The 2413-nt window shown below is 64.2% G+C and carries 2 protein-coding genes; both read left to right on the forward strand.

Annotated elements, in window-relative coordinates:
- Positions 1–390: FAD-linked oxidase C-terminal domain-containing protein (locus QZH66_RS15100; RefSeq protein WP_305806734.1), on the forward strand; the 390-nt coding region annotated here is incomplete at its 5' end.
- Positions 391–406: 16 nt separating this feature from the next.
- Complete coding sequence (locus QZH66_RS15105; RefSeq protein ID WP_305806735.1) at positions 407–2002, forward strand: GMC family oxidoreductase N-terminal domain-containing protein; 1596 nt, start codon at positions 407–409, stop codon at positions 2000–2002.
- Positions 2003–2413: the final 411 nt, after the last annotated feature.

Genomic DNA, 2413 nt, shown 5'->3' on the forward strand with positions numbered 1-2413 from the left:
GAAGGCAAAGAGGGGCGCTCGCTCAAGCACGACGTGTCGGTGCCAATTTCAGCGATTGCGGATTTCCTGCGGGATGCCGACGCCATGGTGCACGAGCATTACCCCGGAGCCCGGGTCAATGCCTTCGGCCATGCGGGCGACGGCAATATCCACTACAACGTGATCATCCCGCCGGGCATGGAGGCCAAGGACTTAAATGCCCGGGTACACGATCTGGTGGTTGCGCACGCGGGCAGCATTTCGGCCGAACACGGCATAGGCCAGTACCGCGTGAGCGAACTCGCACGCTGCCGCTCCGCCGCCGAACTGCAACTGGCCCAGCGCATCAAGCGCGCCCTCGATCCGGCGGGCCTGCTGAACCCCGGCAAGGTTCTCATCAACACCATCTGAATTTCTGAAAAGCATCATGGACACCTATGACTACGTCATCGTGGGCGGAGGCACGGCCGGCTGCGTGCTCGCGAACCGGCTGACTGCCTCGGGCAAGCACCGCGTCCTGCTCGTTGAAGCGGGCGGGGAGCCGCGCAGCCCGTGGATTCCGATCCCCGCGGGGTTCAGCAAGCTGCTGACCAACCGCAGGTACAACTGGCTCTTCAAGACCGAGGCCGAGGAGAACACCAAGGGCCGGGTTATCTCCGTGCCGCGCGGCAAGGGCCTGGGGGGCTCGACGCTGATCAACGGCATGATCTACGTGCGCGGCCAGGCGCAGGACTATGACGCCTGGCGTGACGCGGGTGCCAAGGGCTGGGGCTCGCAGGATGTAGAGCCGTATTTCCGCAAGCTCGAGTGCTATCCGCAGGGTGGAGATACCCGGGGTAAGAAAGGCCCGATGCACCTGGAACAGGTCAAGGAGCGCTTCCCGATCGCGGATGCCTTCATGCAGGCGGCCGTTCAGGACGGTCAACGGCTCAACGACGACTACAACGCCCCCGACCAGGAGGGGTTCGGCTACTACCAGGTGAACCAGCGCGGTGGGCGCCGCTGGAGCGCGTACGACGCCTACCTCAAGCCGGCGCGGCAACGCCCCAATCTGACGATCGTGACCGATGCGCACGTACTGCGCGTGGATCTGGACGGCCGGCGCTGCGTGGGCATCACTTACCGCCGCGATGGCCAGGAGGTCAGCGTGCGGGCTCACACCGAGGTGATCCTGGCGGCGGGCGCTATCCAGACGCCCCAGCTCCTTGAGCTGTCGGGCATCGGCCAGCCGACGCTGCTGCAGACGCTGGGCATCGCGGTGCGGCACGCCTTGCCGGGGGTAGGGGAGAACTACATCGACCACTTCGCCACGCGCATGAACTGGCGTGTGAAGAACACCGTCACGCTCAACGAGATGGCGCGTGGCTGGCGGCTCGTTGCGGCTGTGTCGCAGTATATGGCGCGCCGCACCGGCATCCTTACCCTGGGCACGGGCCTGGTCCACGGCTTCGTCAAGACACGCGCGGAATTGCCGACGCCGGATGCGCAGTACTTCTTCGTCCACGCCAGCTATGCCAATGCCGCCGAGCGCATTCTCGATCGCGCTCCCGGCATGACGATCGGCGTGACCCAGCTGCGGCCGGAATCCATCGGAAGCATCCACGCCAAGTCGGCCGACCCCTTGCAGGGTCCTTCCATCCGGCCGAACTTCCTCAGCAGTGAGGTGGATCAGCAGTGCATCGTGCGCAGCATGCAGCTGGCCCGCCGCATCGTCGGCCAGCCTGCCATGGCGCAGTTCATCGAACGCGAGATGAGCCCGGGGCCGCAAGCCGTCACCGATGCCGACTGGCTGGCGTTCGCGCGCGAGAGCGGTCAGACGATTTACCACCCATTGGGTACCTGCCGCATGGGAGAAGACGATGGGGCTGTGGTCGATTCGCGGCTGAGGCTGCGTGGCCTGTCGGGTCTGCGCGTCGTGGACGCTTCGGTCATGCCGAAGATGGTGTCCGGCAACATCCAGGGCGCGGTGATGATGGTGGCCGAGAAAGGAGCGGACCTGATCATTGAAGATCGCCAGGGCTGACGTCACGGTACAAAACGTGCGTCAGACCTGCCATGGCCGAGACATGCTGTCAGTTGAAGTGAAATGGCACAACAGCTGCGCTCCGCTTGGGCGTTCGGTCATGCATGCAGCGCGGCCATGCAGCCTTCATCCTNTGAAATGGCACAACAGCTGCGCTCCGCTTGGGCGTTCGGTCATGCATGCAGCGCGGCCATGCAGCCTTCATCCTGGTGCATCGCGAGACCCGCCGCACAATCCCCACCGCCTGCACTGCATCCACCGGCATCTTGTGCGCACTTGCTTGTGTGTGGCTTCTTCCAACTTGGCGATACGCCGATTATTCGATCAAACACCTGATCGAATAGCGCACGGCAGCGTGTTTTAGTTGCCACCCACAGCTAGACCAGGCACGCGCCTGGTGCGAATGAAACT

This window comes from Stenotrophomonas sp. YIM B06876, from assembly GCF_030711595.1.
Taxonomy (GTDB): Bacteria; Pseudomonadota; Gammaproteobacteria; order Xanthomonadales; family Xanthomonadaceae; genus Stenotrophomonas.